Origin of the sequence: Streptomyces sp. NPDC001796 (assembly GCF_042892355.1) — a bacterium.
Lineage (GTDB): Bacteria > Actinomycetota > Actinomycetes > Streptomycetales > Streptomycetaceae > Streptomyces.
This window is the reverse complement of record NZ_JBIAUC010000006.1, coordinates 1-14,121: the sequence shown is the minus strand read 5'-3', so window position 1 is coordinate 14,121 and position 14,121 is coordinate 1. Positions and strand designations below refer to the sequence as shown.

At 71.4% G+C, this 14,121-nt stretch carries 15 protein-coding genes; 5 read left to right on the top strand and 10 right to left on the bottom strand.

Annotated features, from left to right (window positions below):
* Positions 1-48 precede the first annotated feature (48 nt).
* Entirely contained in the window at positions 49-810 is a 762-nt protein-coding gene (locus tag ACFYZE_RS14155) for an alpha/beta hydrolase (protein ID WP_388992483.1), read from the bottom strand.
* 113 nt (positions 811-923) lie between these two features.
* On the opposite strand from ACFYZE_RS14155, the gene ACFYZE_RS14150 reads away from it, so the two are divergent.
* Both ACFYZE_RS14150 and ACFYZE_RS14145 read left to right on the top strand, forming a co-directional pair.
* Entirely contained in the window at positions 924-2,078 is a 1,155-nt protein-coding gene (locus ACFYZE_RS14150) for an adenosine deaminase (RefSeq protein ID WP_388992480.1), read from the top strand.
* 131 nt (positions 2,079-2,209) lie between these two features.
* Positions 2,210-2,560, top strand: coding sequence for an ATP-binding protein (locus ACFYZE_RS14145; RefSeq protein WP_103837400.1), 351 nt, complete (start codon positions 2,210-2,212; stop codon positions 2,558-2,560).
* Between the two features lie 72 nt (positions 2,561-2,632).
* Here the strand turns inward: ACFYZE_RS14145 and ACFYZE_RS14140 are convergent, their stop codons facing one another.
* From ACFYZE_RS14140 to afsQ1, 5 genes are all read right to left on the bottom strand, one after another.
* A complete protein-coding gene (locus ACFYZE_RS14140; RefSeq protein WP_388992476.1) occupies positions 2,633-2,839 on the bottom strand; it encodes a PspC domain-containing protein in 207 nt (68 codons plus the stop codon).
* Between the two features lie 129 nt (positions 2,840-2,968).
* The gene (locus ACFYZE_RS14135) at positions 2,969-3,520 is read right to left on the bottom strand and encodes a VanZ family protein (RefSeq protein WP_388992473.1); all 552 of its coding nucleotides are present in this window, start codon (positions 3,518-3,520) and stop codon (positions 2,969-2,971) included.
* Between the two features lie 78 nt (positions 3,521-3,598).
* The gene (locus tag ACFYZE_RS14130) at positions 3,599-4,309 is read right to left on the bottom strand and encodes a hypothetical protein (protein ID WP_388992470.1); all 711 of its coding nucleotides are present in this window, start codon (positions 4,307-4,309) and stop codon (positions 3,599-3,601) included.
* Positions 4,306-5,871, bottom strand: a complete 1,566-nt coding sequence (locus tag ACFYZE_RS14125) for an ATP-binding protein (RefSeq protein ID WP_388992467.1) — start codon at positions 5,869-5,871, stop codon at positions 4,306-4,308. The genes ACFYZE_RS14130 and ACFYZE_RS14125 overlap by 4 nt, the downstream gene beginning before the upstream one ends.
* Positions 5,868-6,545, bottom strand: coding sequence for a two-component system response regulator AfsQ1 (gene afsQ1, locus ACFYZE_RS14120; RefSeq protein ID WP_388992464.1), 678 nt, complete (start codon positions 6,543-6,545; stop codon positions 5,868-5,870). The genes ACFYZE_RS14125 and afsQ1 overlap by 4 nt, the downstream gene beginning before the upstream one ends.
* A gap of 262 nt (positions 6,546-6,807) precedes the next feature.
* Between afsQ1 and ACFYZE_RS14115 the strand changes: the two genes are divergently transcribed.
* On the top strand, positions 6,808-7,542 hold the full coding sequence (locus tag ACFYZE_RS14115; RefSeq protein WP_388992461.1) for a SigE family RNA polymerase sigma factor: 735 nt from the start codon (positions 6,808-6,810) through the stop codon (positions 7,540-7,542).
* Between the two features lie 178 nt (positions 7,543-7,720).
* Here ACFYZE_RS14115 and ACFYZE_RS14110 read toward each other — a convergent pair whose 3' ends face one another.
* Positions 7,721-8,356, bottom strand: a complete 636-nt coding sequence (locus ACFYZE_RS14110; protein ID WP_388992459.1) for a uridine kinase — start codon at positions 8,354-8,356, stop codon at positions 7,721-7,723.
* Between the two features lie 129 nt (positions 8,357-8,485).
* Here ACFYZE_RS14110 and ACFYZE_RS14105 point away from each other — a divergent pair, with 129 nt between their 5' ends.
* Positions 8,486-8,911: a hypothetical protein gene (locus ACFYZE_RS14105; protein ID WP_388992457.1), complete on the top strand. Its 426-nt coding sequence runs from the start codon at positions 8,486-8,488 to the stop codon at positions 8,909-8,911.
* A gap of 114 nt (positions 8,912-9,025) precedes the next feature.
* On the opposite strand, the gene ACFYZE_RS14100 is transcribed toward ACFYZE_RS14105, so the two are convergent.
* From ACFYZE_RS14100 to deoC, 3 genes are read right to left on the bottom strand one after another with little or no spacing between them, the layout of a single operon-like run.
* Positions 9,026-9,925 carry an aldehyde dehydrogenase family protein gene (locus tag ACFYZE_RS14100; protein WP_388992454.1) on the bottom strand — a complete coding sequence of 300 codons (900 nt, stop codon included), beginning with the start codon at positions 9,923-9,925 and terminating at the stop codon, positions 9,026-9,028.
* Entirely contained in the window at positions 9,915-11,354 is a 1,440-nt protein-coding gene (locus ACFYZE_RS14095; RefSeq protein WP_388992451.1) for an aldehyde dehydrogenase family protein, read from the bottom strand. The genes ACFYZE_RS14100 and ACFYZE_RS14095 overlap by 11 nt, the downstream gene beginning before the upstream one ends.
* 5 nt (positions 11,355-11,359) lie before the next feature.
* Positions 11,360-12,319 carry a deoxyribose-phosphate aldolase gene (gene deoC / locus ACFYZE_RS14090; RefSeq protein ID WP_103837554.1) on the bottom strand — a complete coding sequence of 320 codons (960 nt, stop codon included), beginning with the start codon at positions 12,317-12,319 and terminating at the stop codon, positions 11,360-11,362.
* A gap of 126 nt (positions 12,320-12,445) precedes the next feature.
* Here deoC and ACFYZE_RS14085 point away from each other — a divergent pair, with 126 nt between their 5' ends.
* A complete protein-coding gene (locus tag ACFYZE_RS14085) occupies positions 12,446-13,147 on the top strand; it encodes a PH domain-containing protein (protein ID WP_388992447.1) in 702 nt (233 codons plus the stop codon).
* The last annotated feature ends 974 nt before the right edge of the window (positions 13,148-14,121 follow it).

Sequence of the window (14,121 nt, the reverse complement as noted above, 5' to 3'; positions counted from 1 at the left end):
GGAGTCGCAGTCGGCACAGTCCCGCGCCCCTCGAGGGAGGCCCCCGGTTCACCTCCTCAACGACCTGCCGAAACCCGCGGCCAGCGGCATCCTGAGCCCCAGTGGCGGCGGAGCCGCCAGTGCGTCCTGGACCGGGCGGGAGAACGCCCGACCGAACAGCGAGCCCATCACGAAGTCCTCGGCCAGGGCGTGGACTTCCGAGCGGTACTGGTGCAACGCATGCCCGTCGGAGTGGACTTCGAAGCGGCAGATGTCGCGGTTCGCCTTCTTCGCACGCGCCGCCAGACGGAACGACAGCTCCGGGTCCGTGCGTTCGTCGTTCGTGCCGTGCACGATCAGCACCCGGCGTCCGGCGAGCTGTTTCACCGGTTCGGGTGGCGCCGCCACGTCCTCCTCAGGCAGCCAAGGGGACAGCGCGACAACGGAGTTGACGGCCGTGTGCCCGGACGCGCGCAGCGCCGCCCGGCCGCCCATGCCCACGCCGACCAGACAGACGGGCACGTCCCCGTAGCGGCGGACGACCTCCTCGGCGGCCCAGTCGGCGTCCTGCGCCAGATGCGCCTCGCTGCCGTTCCAGCCCCGGTAGCGGTAGTGCACGACATGCGTGACCAGGCCTTCGCCATGCCCGGCCCGGGTCAGCCGGCGGCCGAGCGCGCGGACCGAGGCCGTGGCCATCACCGGGAGCGGTCTTCGGGAGGACATCTCGTCACCGCCGGGGAGCAGCAGCACCGCGCCGCTCACCGCCGTCGGTTCCGGGCCGAGCGCCCTCCCCAGCCGGGCCCTGCGAACCGGCGTCGCTTGATGTGCCATGACAGAACAGTGTCAGAAGCGACGGTGTACGAAACCTGGCCGACGGGTCACCTTTGCGTATCGACGCCTTGCCGCACCCCGTGCTCTACGCGCGTAGGGCGTATGGTGCGGCAATGACGAGCCAGCACCAGAACACCCCGAGCTGGGACCAGATCCGCCGGGCTCCCAAGGTCCTGCTCCACGACCACCTCGACGGGGGTCTGCGCCCCGGCACGATCGTCGACCTCGCCCGCGACGCCGGGTACCTCCACCTCCCCGAGACCGACCCCGACAAGCTCGGCGTCTGGTTCCGCGAGGCCGCCGACTCCGGTTCCCTGGAGCGGTACCTGGAGACCTTCTCCCACACCGTCGGAGTGATGCAGACCCGCGAGGCGCTGGTGCGCGTGGCCGCCGAGTGTGCCGAGGACCTCGCCGAGGACGGCGTCGTCTACGCCGAGGTGCGGTACGCGCCCGAGCAGCACCTGGAGGGCGGGCTGACCCTGGAGGAGGTCGTCGAGGCGGTCAACGAGGGCTTCCGGCTGGGCGAGCGGCGGGCCAAGGAGGCCGGCCACCGCATCCGTGTCGGCGCCCTGCTCACCGCGATGCGGCACGCCGCCCGCGCCCTGGAGATCGCCGAACTCGCCAACCGGTACAGGGACCTGGGTGTCGTCGGCTTCGACATCGCCGGAGCCGAGGCCGGGTACCCGCCCACCCGGCACCTCGACGCCTTCGAGTACCTCAAGCGGGAGAACAACCACTTCACCATCCACGCCGGGGAGGCCTTCGGGCTGCCGTCCATCTGGCAGGCCCTGCAGTGGTGCGGCGCCGACCGGCTCGGGCACGGCGTGCGCATCATCGACGACATCCAGGTCCTTCAGGACGGCACGGTCAAGCTCGGGCGCCTCGCCTCCTACGTACGCGACAAGCGCATCCCGCTGGAGCTGTGTCCGAGCTCCAACCTCCAGACCGGCGCCGCCGATTCGTACGCCGACCACCCCATCGGGCTGCTGCGGCGGCTGCATTTCCGGGCCACGGTGAACACGGACAACCGCCTGATGTCGGGGACGAGCATGAGCCGGGAATTCGACCACCTGGTCGAGGCATTCGGTTACACGCTCGACGATCTGCAGTGGTTCTCCGTCAATGCTATGAAGTCAGCATTCATTCCTTTCGATGAACGACTGGCGATGATCAATGACGTCATCAAGCCGGGATACGCCGAGTTGAAGTCCGAATGGCTGTTCCAGCAGACCGCCTCCACCAGGGGTTATGAGACGTCCGAGGGCTGACGGAGGGATTTTTCGACACGGCCGGGCGATCATCGTCCGGCCGTATTCGTATGTTTGCGGAGCCCGTCGGCGCGTGTTTACGGTTTTGGACCGCTCAGATCTCCGTCAACGGACCCAAGGACGCGTTCAACATGAAGCAGTCTGCTGCCAGGACCCTCGGTGTCGCCGCCCTCGGCGCCGCCTTCGCCGCCGCGGGCGCGGGTGTCGCGAGCGCGGCCCCCGCCGTGCCGGACACCGCCGCACTGGACTCCGTCACCCAGGCGCTGCCGGTGGGCAACGTCGCCAAGACGCTGCCCGGCGCGGACCAGGCGCTCGGCCAGGGACAGAACGCGCTCGGCACCGTGGTGGCCGCCGCGCAGCCCGCCGCCGAGAAGGCCCTCCGCAACGGCCCCGTCGCGCCGGCCGCCGGGCTGCTCGGCGGGCTGCCGGTGCAGGGACTGCCCACGCACGGCCTGCCGGTGAACGGCATCCCGCTGGGCTGACCGGGCACGTCCCCACGACCACGATGGGCGCCCCGCTCGGGGCGCCCATCGGCGTGCCTGAGACCTCCACGGTCACCAGGCGGTACCGGCCGCCGCCTTGTCCTCCGAGGGGAAAAGGATCCACAGGGCTATGTAGAGCAGGAACTGCGGGCCCGGGAGCAGGCAGGACAGCAGGAAGATCACGCGCATCGTGGTCGCGGAGGTGCCGAAGCGCCGTGCCAGCGCTGCGCACACTCCGCCGATCATCCGTCCGTGGGTGGGGCGGGCCAGGGAGGTCATGGTGGCTCCTTCGCGAACCGTGGTGGAACCCCGCTCCGGAGGCTGCCCGAAGTCCGGGGGCCGGCGCCGAACTCCTCGGCGCTTTCGACATGTTCCACGCTACGGGGGCGAAGCGGACGAAGCGTCACTCTACGGAGCTATCCCGACCCTGGGAATCGTCGGGGTCCGACCCTGAGCGGGCTCCTCCCGGGGGTGGGAGCCCAGGCCGCGGGACTCCATCCGCCGGCGCAGCCGGAACCTGGCCACGGGGACGACCAGGAGGTGCGCCAGCGCCACCCCGGCCGTGTTCAGCAGGATCGCGTCGATGTCCACGACCTGTCCGGGCACCCCCGTCTGCAGCAGCTCGATGCCGAGGGAGATCAGGGTGCCCGCGGCGACCGTACGGGCCAGGGAGGCGAGCGGGGAGACGACGAGCCGCCCACCCGCTGCGGGCAGCAGCACCCCGAGCGGTGCGAGCAGCGCGAGCCCCTTGCCGATACGGCGGGCGGCCTCCGGCCAGCCCAGCGCGAGATCGGCTCTGATCCCGGCGAACGGATGCAGGTTGGCGGGCCTCACCCAGGGCACGTCCAGCGGGCGCAGCGTGATCCAGGCGACGAGCGCGAGGTGTGCGACGAGGAGGACACCCCCTGCCACACGGACGCGGATCGCGGCGCTGCCGCCGATTGAGCCTTGACGCTGCACGCCCCCCTAGACGCCGCTCCCGGCACGATCGGTTCCCCTTCGTGACGGCTCGCTCACCTCAGGGGCGCGCCCCGCGGTTCACTCGCCGGTCACCTCGGTCGACGGCGGCGCCATCGACCCTGGGTGCGAGCGCACCTGAGCCGTGCACCGGTAGCGGCGCAAGGACCGGTCGTCCGGCCCGCCGAGGACGACCGTCCCGTCGTCGGCGGCGGTCGCCTCCGAGTCGGCGAACGTGCAGACGATCTGCCCGAGGGCCGAGGAGGTGAGGTCCTGCAGGCGGCCGCTGAGCCGGAACGTGCCCTCCGGGTCCTTGTCGCGCGGGCCGCTCACCGTGATGCCGCCGGGCACGTCCGTCGTGTAGCCGGCCTGCTTCTCCGCGAGCGACGGCATCCTGGCGAGCTGGTCGAGCAGCCCCTGCGCCACCAGCACCCGGCGCTGCCGCTCGGCCGTGCCGTCCGGGATGTGCACGGAACGGTCCACCGTCACCAGCTGCGAGGCGCACAACAGGAAGACCTGCACGGGAATGCCGCGGCCCGCCTGCGTGGCCAGGTCCGCACCGGACAGCGCGCACGGCACCCGGGACGGCGCCGGCCCGAAGTCCGTGGGCACCTGGGTGGCCCGGATCCCGCACCCGGCCACCAGCGCGGCCAGCAACGGCACGGCGAGCCAGCGGCGTGCGAGGCGTACCGCCACCGGGCGTGTGCCGCGTACGGCCACTCGGCGTCCGCCCGGCAGCACCGCCGGGCGCCCGCCCCGTATCGCCGTCAGGCGTCCGCCCCGTGCCCTCATCGCGCCTTCCCCTCGGGGCCGTTCCCGTTCCGCGTCTCCTGCTCGATCAGCGGCGACGCGTCGCGCGGCAGGCGCAGCGTGAACACCGCCCCGCCTTCCGGGGAGTTGGCGGCTGTGATGCTGCCGCCGTGGATGTGTGCGTTCTCCTGCGCGATGGACAGACCCAGCCCGCTGCCCTCGGAGCGCGGGCGGGAGGCACTCGCCTTGTAGAAACGGTCGAAGACGTGCGGCAGGACGTCCTCGGGGATGCCGGGGCCGTGGTCCCGCACCCGTACGAGCAGCTCCTCGCCCTCCTCGCGCACCGAGACCCGTACCGGCGAACCCCCGTGCTTGAGTGCGTTGCCGATCAGGTTCGCGAGGATCACATCGAGGCGGCGCGGGTCCAGGCGGGCCATGATGCCGCGCTCGGCATCCAGCTCGACGGCGTCCAGCCAGGCGCGGGCGTCGATGCACGCGGTGATCTGGTCGGCGATGTCGACGTCGTCCAGGACCAGCCGGGCCGTGCCCGCGTCGAAGCGGGTGACCTCCATCAGGTTCTCGACGAGGTCGCCCAGCCGCCGGGTCTCGCTGACCACCAGCCGCACGGCCGGCTCGATCATCGGGTCCACGCTGCCGGTCTCCGCGTCCAGCTCCTCCTCCAGCACTTCCGTGACGGCCGTGATCGCCGTCAGAGGCGTCCGCAGCTCGTGGGACATGTCGGCGACGAAGCGGCGGGAGGCCTCCTCGCGGGCGCTCATGTCGGCGACCGTCTTCTCCAGGGACTCGGCGGCGCGGTTGAACGTCCGTGACAGCTCGGCCAGTTCGTCCGTGCCCGACACCCGCAGCCGGGTGTCCAGCTTGCCCTCGCCCAGGCGCCGGGCCGCGACGCCGAGGCGGTGCACCGGCTTGAGCACGGTCGTGGCGGCGGCCTGCGCGAGCAGCGCCGAGCCGATCAGCGCGAGACCGGTGGCGATACCGAGCGACCAGGCGAGCGAGTCGAGGTCCTTGGCCTCCGGCTCCAGGGACTTGAGCATGTAGCCGGTCGTACCACCGCCGATCACCTTGGCGCCGCCCACCAGGTACGGCTTGCCGCCCTCCACGATCCGCTGCCAGTACAGGTGGTGGGCGTACTTGTTGGTGGAGGACACCTTCTGCTGCTTGTCGACGGCTTTCCGCAGCGACTGCGGCACGTCCTCCGGCGTGAAGGAGTCCAGGTCGGAGTTGCCGACGACCGTCTTCCCGTGCTCGTCCCGCGCGATCAGCAGCACACTGAAGCGCTGGCTGCTGTTCGCCATCTGGCCGGCGGTGCGCTGCAGCTCGTCCTGCGTCGGATGCGGCGGCAGCGAACTCGCGTGGTTCTGCATCTCCTGCTGGAAGTCGCGCAGCACCGCGTCCTGGGCGCGGGTGAGCACGGCCTCACGGTTCAGCCAGTACGCGATGCCGGATGCCGACACGGCGGCGGTCAGCGCCACGAGCCCGAACACGACGACCAGGCGCAGCCGCAGGCTCGTGAAGCGCAGACGGGACTGCACGGCCCTGCGAGCCGCGGCCCAGCCGCGGATTCCCCCTGGTGAATCGGTCACTGAGGGGCGTCCAGCCGGTATCCGACCCCACGGACCGTACGAATGAGCGTGGGCGAGGACGGTACGTCCTCCACCTTGGCGCGCAGCCGCTGCACACACGCGTCGACCAGCCGCGAGTCGCCCAGGTAGTCGTGCTCCCACACCAGCCGCAGCAACTGCTGCCGGGACAGCGCCTGTCCGGGCCGGCGGCTCAGCTCCAGGAGCAACCGCAGCTCGGTCGGGGTCAGCTGCAGGTCCTGGCCGTTCTTCGTGACGGTCATCGCGGCCCGGTCGATGACCAGGTTGCCGAAAGCCGCCGAGTCGCTGGACTCGCGCTCCCCGCGGCGCAGCACGGCCCGGATCCGGGCGTCCAGCACCCGTCCCTGCACGGGCTTGACGACGTAGTCGTCGGCGCCGGACTCCAGCCCGACCACGACGTCGATGTCGTCGCTGCGCGCGGTCAGCAGGATGATCGGCAGCTGGTCGGTGCGCCGGATGCGCCGGCACACCTCGAACCCGTCGATGCCGGGCAGCATCACGTCCAGCACGATCAGGTCCGGCCGCTGCTCGCGCAGCAGCTTCAGACCGTCCTCGCCGGTGGCAGCGGTGGCCACACGGTGTCCCTGGCGCGTCAGTGAGAGCTCCAGGGCCGTTCGGATGGCGTCGTCGTCCTCGATCAGCAACAGGGAAGGCACGGGGTCATTCTGGCCCATGCCGTGGCCGTGTTTCGACTGCCGGACTGCTCCGGCCTCTCCCGCGGGGCAGGGCGCCACTGACCGCCACACCTGCGTAGCCGTATCGCTCTTCTCCGTGAGCGGGCTGGGACACGGCCGCGGACGACCCCTGTGACAGCTCTGTGACAGTCGGCGGACACGGCCATGAACTGGCCCGGGCAAGCTCTTCGGCACAGGCAAGGAAGCGAGCCGACGACCGGGACTCCACGACGGGGGGCGCGAGATGAACACGCTGCAGGGCACCAGCACCAGCGCAGTGGTCACGCGTCTGCACGACGTGACCCGGGGTGAGAAGTCCGGTGCAGTGAGCGGACGGGGGTGCGCTCGCGGCACCGGGCGTCAGCACACCGGGCTCATGACGGTGGTTGACGCTCGCACGGGGGAGGCTCACGGGGGAGCCGCGTACGGGGAGGTCCCGGGGGAGCGCCGCTCCGCGACGGAGGCGGAGTTCACCGCCTACGTCGAGGAGCGCCGCGCCTCCCTGTACGCCACCGCCTACCACCTGACCGGTGACCGCTTCGAGGCCGAGGACCTGCTGCAGAGCGCGCTGTTCTCCACCTACCGGGCGTGGGACCGGATCAGCGACAAGGCCGCCGTGGGCGGCTACCTGCGGCGCACGATGACCAACCTGCACATCAGCGCGTGGCGCCGCCGCAAGCTGAACGAGTACCCGACCGAGGAGCTGCCGGAGACGCCCGGCGACACGGACGCGATGCGCGGTACGGAGCTGCGCGCCGTCCTGTGGCAGGCGCTCGCCCGGCTGCCCGAAATCCAGCGCACCATGCTGGTCCTGCGCTACTACGAGGGCCGCACGGACCCGGAGATCGCGGAGATCCTCGACATCAGTGTGGGCACGGTGAAGTCGAGCATCTGGCGGTCGCTCCGCCGGCTGCGCGAGGACGAGGTCCTCAGCTTCGGCCGTGACCAGGAGGAGTCCTTCGGCGAGCTCGTCGCCTGAGGGACGGGGGGACACGGGGGAGCACGGGGGGACACGGGGGAGCGGTACCGATCGGGGGACCGGTACCGGGGGAGGGAAGCACGGGGGAACACGGGGGAGCACAAGAGAGCGGGACTGGAGGGCCGGGGGGTCCAACCAGTCCCGTTTCTCGTTTCCGTGCGGTCCTCAGGGGAACGGGTTACGCCGCCGTACCCACCGACGCCCGCCGTCCCGCGGACGCCGCGGCCAGCCGGCTCAGCGCCTCGTCCCGGTCGCAGGCGTACGCGCCCAGCGCCGTCTGCCGGGCCACGATCGACCGCTCGGCGCGCATCAGCCGCCAGCCGCGGCGCAGCAGGAACGGCACCGACTTGCGGCCCTCCCTCAGATCGCGCAGGAAGCGGCGGCGGAACGTGGTGAGGGGGCCGCGGGTCAGGCACAGCGCATCCGCGAGCACCCCGAGTTCCCGGCAGCGCTCTATGATCTCGGCGGCGAAGACACCCTCCGCGATGACCACCGGAGCACGGTCGATGTCCAGCGTCTCCTCGCCCGTACGCGCGCTCAGGGCGATGTCGTACACCGGCACCGTCGTACGGCCCGTGGCGCACAGTTCGGCGATGGCCGCGACCGCGACGTCCGCGTCCCACGACTGCGGATGGTCCCAGTCGATGTCCGAACTCCCCTCCACCAGGGGCAGTGTGGGGTCGTCACCCTCCTTGTAGAAGTCGTCGAGCCGCAGGACGGGCAGGCCGGAGCGGGCGGCGACGAGGGACTTGCCGGAGCCGGAGGGGCCGCACAGCAGCACGACGCGGGCGGGGGCCGGGGGATGAAGACTCACGAGACACCAGTGTGACGCATTCCGTACACCCTGCGGACCCCGCGGGTCGACGTTTGGAGCGCAGATCACACCTCAACTACGCTGCGTGGCGACATTCTCACGTTTCGCAGCAAGAAGGTGGCAGCAGCCATGGCACGACACGCCTCCCCCAAGTCCCCCACCGCCCAGCGCGCGCTCGTCGCTCTCGCGACCGCGGGCGTCGCCTTGGGGGCGGGCGCCGCCTCGGCGTCGGCGGCGAACGGCGGCCTGTCGGCCGACGTGATGCGGACCCGTCCCACCTCGCTCGGCAAGGTCGACCCGCAGGTAGGGGTGTCGGCACTGACGGGGACCGTGGGGTACGTCACCGGGCCCGTGAGGTACGCGGCCGGGCCGCTCGCGGGCCTGAAGCCCAACCCGCTCGCCGGCACGGGCGTCGACCCGCTCGACAACGGCGTCGCCACCCAACTCGCCGACTTCAAGCCGCTGTCGTCCCGGTCCCTGACCCGGCCGGTGGCCGAGGCGGAGTCACTCGGCGGTGTGCCGGTGGTCGGGCAGGTGGTCGGGGCGCTGCGCTGACCGCCTCCCGACCGGCGGCAACGGACGCAGAGCCGCGCTCTCCCGGACGGGGGAGCGCGCGGCTCTGCTGTCTGTCAGGGGCGCGCGGACCGGTGACCGCCCCGCGGACCGGCGTCAGTACGACGAACCGGACGCGCCCAGCGAACCCGTCGGGTGCCAGACCGTCTTTGTCTCCAGGAAAGCGGTCATGCGCTCGATGCCGGGCGTCTCGAAGTAATCCACAGGCTGTGGACGAAGAACGCGCTTCAGGTTGTCCGCCGCCGCGATCTCCAGCTCCTTCGCCAGGACGTCGTCGGCGCCGGCCAGGTCGATCGCGTTGACGTCCTGGTGCGCGGCCAGCGGCGCGGCGATCTCCGCCGTACGGCCGGACAGGACGTTCACGACGCCACCCGGGACGTCGGAGGTGGCCAGCACCTCGCCCAGCGACAGAGCGGGCAGCGGGGCCCTCTCGGAGGCGACCACGATCGCCGTGTTGCCCGTGGCGATCACCGGGGCCACGACCGAGACGAGGCCGAGGAAGGACGACTCCTGCGGGGCCAGTACGGCGACGACGCCCGTCGGCTCGGGGGAGGAGAGGTTGAAGTACGGGCCCGCGACCGGGTTGGCGCCGCCGATCACCTGGGCGATCTTGTCGGTCCAGCCGGCGTACCAGACCCAGCGGTCGACGGTCGCGTCCACGACCGCCGCCGCCTTCGACTTCGACAGTCCCTCCGCGTCGGCCACCTCCCGCACGAACTGGTCGCGCCGGCCCTCCAGCATCTCCGCGACGCGGTAGAGAACCTGGCCGCGGTTGTAGGCGGTCGCGCCGGACCAGCCGCCGAACGCCTTGCGCGCGGCGACCACCGCGTCGCGGGCGTCCTTGCGGGAGGACAGGGGAGCGTTGGCCAGCCAGTTGCCCTTCGAGTCGGTCACCTCGTACACCCGGCCGCTCTCGGAACGCGGGAACTTCCCGCCGACGTACAGCTTGTAGGTCTTGAAGACGGTGAGTCGCTGCTGTTCTGACTTATCGGACATCGAGGTACGCCTCCAGGCCGTGGCGGCCGCCCTCGCGGCCGAAGCCCGACTCCTTGTAGCCGCCGAACGGCGAGGTCGGGTCGAACTTGTTGAACGTGTTGGACCAGACGACACCGGCGCGCAGCTTGTTCGCGACGGCCAGGATGCGCGAGCCCTTCTCGGTCCAGATGCCGGCCGAGAGGCCGTACTGGGTGTTGTTCGCCTTGGCGACCGCCTCGTCCGGGGTGCGGAAGGTGAGAACCGACAGCACCGGGCCGAAGATCTCGTCACGGGCGATGGTGTGGGCCTGGGTGACGTTCGTGAACAGCGTCGGGGCGAACCAGTAGCCGCTCTCCGGGAGGGCGCAGGCGGGGGACCAGCGCTCGGCGCCCTCCGCCTCGCCCTGCTGGGCGAGCGCGGTGATCCGGGCCAGCTGCTCGGCGGAGTTGATCGCGCCGATGTCGGTGTTCTTGTCCAGGGGGTCGCCCAGGCGGAGCGTGGACAGACGGCGCTTGAGGGAGTCGAGGAGCTCGTCGTGGATCGACTCCTGGACCAGCAGGCGGGAGCCCGCGCAGCAGACCTGGCCCTGGTTGAAGAAGATGCCGCCCACGATGCCCTCGACGGCCTGGTCGATCGGGGCGTCGTCGAAGACGATGTTGGCGCCCTTGCCGCCCAGTTCGAGCGTGAGCTTCTTCTTCGTGCCCGCCACCGTGCGGGCGATCTCCTTGCCGACGGCCGTGGAACCGGTGAAGGCGACCTTGTTCACGTCCGGGTGCGCGACGAGGGCGGCGCCCGTGTCGCCGTAGCCCGGAAGGATGTTGACCACGCCCCTGGGCAGACCCGCCTGGCGGCAGATGTCCGCGAAGAACAGGGCGCTCAGCGGCGTCGTCTCGGCCGGCTTCAGGACGACCGTGTTGCCGGTGGCGAGCGCCGGGGCGATCTTCCACGCCAGCATCAGAAGCGGGAAGTTCCAGGGGATGACCTGGCCGGCGACGCCGAGAGGCTTGGGGTCCGGGCCGAACCCGGCGTGCTCGAGCTTGTCGGCCCAGCCCGCGTAGTAGAAGAAGTGCGCGGCGACCAGGGGCAGGTCGGCGTCGCGGGTCTCCTTGATCGGCTTGCCGTTGTCCAGCGTCTCCAGGACCGCGAGCTCGCGGCTGCGCTCCTGGATGATGCGGGCGATGCGGAACAGGTACTTGGCGCGCTCGGAGCCGGGCAGCGCCGACCACTTCTCGAACGCCTTGCGGGCCGCCTTCACCGCGCGGTCGACGTCGGCCTCGCCCGCCTGGGCGACCTCGGACAGCACCTCTTCCGTGCTGGGCGAGATCGTCTTGAAGACCTTGCCGTCGGCCGCCTCGGTGAACTCGCCGTCGACGAACAGGCCGTAGGAGGGGGCGATGTCGACGATCGAGCGGGACTCGGGCGCCGGTGCGTACTCGAATGCGGATGCCATGGTGATCAGTCCACCGTCACGTAGTCGGGGCCGGAGTAGCGGCCGGTGGCCAGCTTCTGACGCTGCATCAGCAGATCGTTCAGCAGCGAGGAGGCGCCGAAGCGGAACCAGTGGTTGTCCAGCCAGTCCTCGCCGGCGGTCTCGTTGACCAGGACGAGGAACTTGATCGCGTCCTTGCTGGTGCGGATGCCGCCGGCCGGTTTCACGCCGACCTGGACGCCGGTCTGGGCACGGAAGTCGCGCACGGCCTCCAGCATGAGGAGGGTGTTGGCGGGGGTGGCGTTTACGGCGACCTTGCCCGTCGAGGTCTTGATGAAGTCGGCGCCCGCCAGCATGCCGAGCCAGCTCGCGCGCCTGATGTTGTCGTACGTCGACAGCTCGCCGGTCTCGAAGATGACCTTCAGGCGGGCGGACGTCCCGCAGGCCTCCTTCACGGCGGTGATCTCGTCGTACACCTTCAGGTACCGGCCGGCGAGGAACGCCCCGCGGTCGATGACCATGTCGATCTCGTCGGCGCCCGCGGCGACGGCCTCGCGCACGTCGGCCAGCTTCACGTCGAGAGCGGCGCGGCCGGCCGGGAAGGCGGTGGCGACCGAGGCCACCTTCACGCCGGAGCCCGCGACGGCCTCCTTGGCGACGGCCACCATGTCGGGATAGACGCAGACCGCCGCGGTCGTCGGGGTCGTACGGTCCGTCGGGTCGGGGTGGACCGCCTTGGCGCCGAGCGCCCGGACCTTGCCCGGGGTGTCCGCGCCTTCCAGCGTCGTCAGGTCGACCATCGAGATGGCGAGGTCGATGGCGTACGCCTTCGCGGTGGTCTTGATGGATCGGGTGCCGAGCGAGGCGGCGCGCGCCTCGAGGCCGACCGCGTCGACGCCGGGCAGCCCGTGAAGGAAGCGGCGCAGCGTGCTGTCGGACGCGGTGACGTCGGCGAGAGCGTGTGCGCGGGATGCAGTGGTGGGCATGGTCACCAGCCGAGCATATCTACGCGCGTAGCGGCTGTACACCCCCGTGTGGGCATCGCAACGCTGACGCGATGCCGGACGAGACCGCCCACGACCGCGCCGGTCCCGTCGTGCAGAATCGGGACCATGACGACGCCCGAGCACGAGTCACCAGCGCCGCAGCCGCCGGCCCCCGAGTTCAAGGACCGGGTCCACCGGTCGGCCGGCGGTATCGCGGGCGGTGTGCTGCTGCTGGCCATCGTCGCGTGGCTCGGCTTCGACGCCCTGTTCACCGGCCACGGCCGCACCCCGTGGCTGGCGCTCGCCGCGATGATCCTCGTCGTGCCGCTGGTGGTCGCCTTCACCCTGCGGCCGGCCGTATACGCCAACGACGAGCGGCTGCGCATCCGTAACCCCTTCCGCGTGATCGTCCTGCCCTGGGGCCAGGTCGCGGCCCTGCGGTCGGGCTACTCGAACGAGGTCATCGCCAAGTCCGGCACCAAGTACCAGCTGTGGGCGGTGCCCGTGTCGATGCGGGCACGCAAGAGGGCGGCACGGCAGCGGGCGCGGGCCGCGGGGGCGGGCGCGGAGCGCGGGCAGGGCCGGCTGCTGCGGCCTCGTCCCTTCGGACCCGGCGGGCTGGACGCCGGCCCGGCGGGCCCCGCAGGCCCGACCGGTCCCGTCCGCGCCACGACCGACCAGATCATGGATGACCTGCGCCAGCTGCACGAGACCCGAGAGCAGGAGGAGACGGCTCAGGGCGAGGTGACGGTCCGCTGGGCCTACGAGATCGCGGGGCCGGCGGTCGCGGGAGCGGTGGTGCTGGCGATTCTGCTGGCGGTGGGCTGAGCGGAGGCCGGGGCTGGCGCTGGGGCTGGATCCGAGGTCGGGGCCGGGGGTGCTCGGGGGTTGCCTGGGGTCGCTCGGGAGTTGGGGAGTGGCTGGTGGGCCGCTCGCTTCTTTGTCAGGGTCGTGCTTCCGCGGGCCGAGTCAAGGGCGCTGCACTCCGCTGCACTCCGCTGCACTCCGCTGCGCTGCGTTCCGCGTCGGCTGCGCCGATGGCCCTTCGGGCCACCCTTGACTAGTCCCGCTCCAGCACGGGTGAGAAGCGAGCGAGCGGCCCGGAGGAACGGGTGCCCCAGGTCAGGCGACGTGCGCGTGGGCTGGGCTGTGCCCGGTGTTCGGGGCGCCATCGCGCCTCGCCTGCACGCCGGGTGGGTTCAGCGGCTAACGGTGCGAGGGTGGAAACGCCGTCGCGGATCGGCGGCACATCGGCTGACTTGGCGCTCACGCTGCGTGTGCGGGCCCAGCCGAATGATCACCGGCCATACCGACGGTGGGAAAGGGAGCGTTCGGGCAGGCGGCAGGCGGCAGGGGGCAGGCGGCTGGCGGCGATGAACATGCACAGAGCGCCATGATCGGGCGCCCATACTCGCGGGACGCCAACCGCAATGGCACCCGCAACCGCAAGGGCGGCCGGGAGACCGTGCCGGGTCCTGCGTGCGCGCGTGACGCGTGCCGCTCGCCGGAGTGCCTCTGCCGAAAACTGCAACAGAAAGCGCAGATGTGTCGCACTCTCCGCACACACCCACCCGCCCCCGCCCACCCATCACCCGCTGCCCACCGGCCGCACGCCGCTTTGCCGACCAGACGTGCAGGCGAGACGCTGATGCGCCCCCCAACCCTGAGCACAATCCAGACAACGGGGCCCTTGAACCCCGTCGGCCCCCCGTTCCTCCGGGCCGCTCGCTCGCTTCTCACCCGTGCTGGAGCGGGACTAGTCAAGGGTGGCCCGAAGGGCCATCGGCGCAGCCGACGCGGAA